Below are 2,372 nucleotides of genomic sequence, written 5' to 3'. Positions count from 1 at the left end.
TGTGAAGGGCTTAGGTTGTTGCGCCCTTATTTTGCCCCCAAGCGCTGACTTGGGGTTAGATTTGCTTTGTTTTACCTGATCAGACATAGGTTTTGGCTATTATTCCCACACGAATTAAGACTTACCCCAGAGCTCGTCGAATTCGAATATGGCCTCGACGGTCAATTCAAGCTCGTCGACATCCTCGGGCTTCATATCCTTCGGAAGGTGGAAGTCACTGCGCATAAGCTGGCGGTCGGCTTGTCGCTGGGCGAATATCTTTCCGAGCGCGGCGAGGGCCGCGGTCTTTCCGGAGCTGTTCTCGCCTATGAAGGTGGTAAGGCCGTCGAACTCGACGGTCTGACGCTCGCCAAACGATCTGAACCCCTCAATTATTATTTTGGCAAGCCGCATTGTTGGCCCTCCGTTCTCCTCCGTCTACGATGCAATGGTGAGTCTGCCCCTTGCTCTACGGCTTTATGTTTTCGTTAAGTCGCAAGTGCGCCCACTCAATAATATCGGACGCTTCGCTCAGCCGAAGATCCCAGTGCTTCTGGAGCATGCGCATGACGAGCGCGTCTCTTAGTCCGGCGTCCAGCATGGCGATAGCTGCTATCGCGATGTTGTTGATGCGCTCGGCCTCGATGGCTTCTTGTGTTTCCGCGTATCTCTTGTCCCGAAATCGCTGCTGCATCTCGGGGATAAAACTCCTCGCCTCTTGCTTGATCGCTTCCGAAAATGAGCTCATAGGCCTCCGCCCCTTTCCTGTGCCGGGAAGACAACTATGTCTTCATGGTTAAGCGCGCCAACGGGGTACTCGGATGCGTATCCGGCTATGAGGAAGTGTCCGCCGCAATAATCGCACGTGTCTTCGAAATCGAATTCGTATAGGATTTCCGGACCCATCCGCCCGTCGTTCGTTGTGATGTTGCACCCATCTTTGAGGTCGACCCGCAAAGGCGTATTGCAATGCGGGCAATTCACGACCCGCTTCAGGCTGATGCCGTCTATTTCCCAAACGTCTTCGCTGTTTGCACTGTTTACCTCATTTAGCCGCACCTTGTTGTAATAATCGATTAGCGCATACCTGAAGATCTCTGATTTTGGTTTGCCGGTCGCTTCGCTTACGTAGCTGAGCTTTCCATTCTCTTCGTCGTTGAGCCTGACGCGATATTGGTTGTCCCGGCTATCATTCAGCTTTGGTCTGCCACGCATGAATCCTCCCTCTATTTAACTGCGATTTCCTATTATTGGATATCCAAATAATATTCTAACAGCAACACGGATGAAGACGAGATGAATGGATATCCATTAAATTGCTGCAAATCGAAGTGCGAGAGATTGCGTCCCTAATGTTGGTGTAAGCGGAAAGTGATGCTCGAGAAAAAGGCCATCATCTAGAATCTTTGATTGCTGAAGTCGTAGATTCGCTGGAAAGGATGATGACCGTGATGAACGCTATAGGCGACTTTGCTCCCGACGGGGGCGCGATGCCGCGCTTCGACGACGGCATGGTCAACATGCAGGAGCTGATCCGCACCGTGGCGGAGGCCCTCGTCAACGAGATCATGTCCGCCCAGGCCGACGAGCTCTGCGACTCCTCGCAGAACACGAGGAACGGGCACCGGGAGCGCAGGCTCATCACCTGCGCGGGGGCCATCACCATGAGGATCCCCGAGCTCCGCATCGGGTCCTACTTCCCCGACGAGCTCATAGAGAGGTACTCCCGAGCGGACAGGGCGGTGGCGTCCGCCATCGCCGAGACGTGCGCGAGCGAGTCTCGGCGAGGAAGGCGGGGCGCGTCGCCCAGAAGCTCGGCATCGACAAGATGAGCCCCTCCCAGGCATCGCGCATCGCATCCGCCCTCGACGCGTCGGCCGAGGACCTGCAGACGAGGACCTTCGAGGACATGGGATTTCCCTATCTCTGGCTCGACGCCACCTGCGCGAAGTGCCGCGTGGACGGCCATGTGGCATCCGTCGCCTCGGTGAGCGCCATAGCGGTCGCAGATGACGGGCACGGGCGCCTCGTGGGCTTCGACTGCGCGGGCGCGGAGTCCTGCCCTTCCTGGCCGGGCTTCCTGAAGTCGCTCAAGGCACGAGGCGCCGACGGGGCGGCCTGCGTCACCTCCGACGCCCACCAGGGCCTTCGCCGCGCCATCGGGGAGGTGCTCGCGGGGGCTGCCTGGCAGAGGCGCGTCGTCCACTTGGAGCGCAACGCGTGCGCCTGCGCCAAGACCAGGAAGGCGCGCTCCGCCATCGGGAGGAGGCTCTCTCTAAAATGTTGGGGGATTTTCCTGTTTGAGGCCATTCTTGCCGCCTCCCCCGCGCTTCTTCGCTGATTTGAAGAATCCTCTCGACCTCCGAACAAAGTTGGGTGGTCTGCGACCCCCA

At 57.6% G+C, this 2,372-nt stretch carries 5 protein-coding genes; 2 read left to right on the top strand and 3 right to left on the bottom strand.

The annotated features are described in order from the left end of the window. Positions 1-114: 114 nt before the first annotated feature. The 3 genes from G7Y50_RS11800 to G7Y50_RS11790 are packed head-to-tail and all read right to left on the bottom strand — an operon-like array spanning position 115 to position 1,194. Positions 115-393 (bottom strand): AAA family ATPase, encoded by a 279-nt coding sequence (locus G7Y50_RS11800; protein WP_165056818.1) that lies wholly within the window; start codon positions 391-393, stop codon positions 115-117. 55 nt (positions 394-448) lie between these two features. Continuing rightward, positions 449-727, bottom strand: a complete 279-nt coding sequence (locus G7Y50_RS11795; protein WP_165056819.1) for a hypothetical protein — start codon at positions 725-727, stop codon at positions 449-451. Then, the gene (locus G7Y50_RS11790; RefSeq protein WP_165056820.1) at positions 724-1,194 is read right to left on the bottom strand and encodes a hypothetical protein; all 471 of its coding nucleotides are present in this window, start codon (positions 1,192-1,194) and stop codon (positions 724-726) included. Before G7Y50_RS11790 ends, G7Y50_RS11795 begins: the two co-directional genes overlap by 4 nt. 236 nt (positions 1,195-1,430) lie before the next feature. Here G7Y50_RS11790 and G7Y50_RS12180 point away from each other — a divergent pair, with 236 nt between their 5' ends. Further along, positions 1,431-1,811, top strand: coding sequence for a transposase (locus G7Y50_RS12180; protein ID WP_255464183.1), 381 nt, complete (start codon positions 1,431-1,433; stop codon positions 1,809-1,811). Continuing rightward, entirely contained in the window at positions 1,745-2,320 is a 576-nt protein-coding gene (locus G7Y50_RS11780) for a transposase (protein ID WP_165056822.1), read from the top strand. The genes G7Y50_RS12180 and G7Y50_RS11780 overlap by 67 nt, the downstream gene beginning before the upstream one ends. The last annotated feature ends 52 nt before the right edge of the window (positions 2,321-2,372 follow it).

Origin of the sequence: Adlercreutzia sp. ZJ176, from assembly GCF_011038975.1 — a bacterium.
Lineage (GTDB): Bacteria > Actinomycetota > Coriobacteriia > Coriobacteriales > Eggerthellaceae > CAAEEV01.
This window is presented reverse-complemented; position numbering and strand designations above follow the sequence as displayed.

Excerpts from the sequence above, each read along its gene's own strand:
- G7Y50_RS11790 (WP_165056820.1), bottom strand. The coding sequence starts at position 1,194 with ATGCGTGGCAGACCAAAGCTGAATGATAGCCGGGACAACCAATATCGC.
- G7Y50_RS11795 (WP_165056819.1), bottom strand. The coding sequence starts at position 727 with ATGAGCTCATTTTCGGAAGCGATCAAGCAAGAGGCGAGGAGTTTTATC.
- G7Y50_RS12180 (WP_255464183.1), top strand. The coding sequence starts at position 1,431 with ATGAACGCTATAGGCGACTTTGCTCCCGACGGGGGCGCGATGCCGCGC.
- G7Y50_RS11800 (WP_165056818.1), bottom strand. The coding sequence starts at position 393 with ATGCGGCTTGCCAAAATAATAATTGAGGGGTTCAGATCGTTTGGCGAG.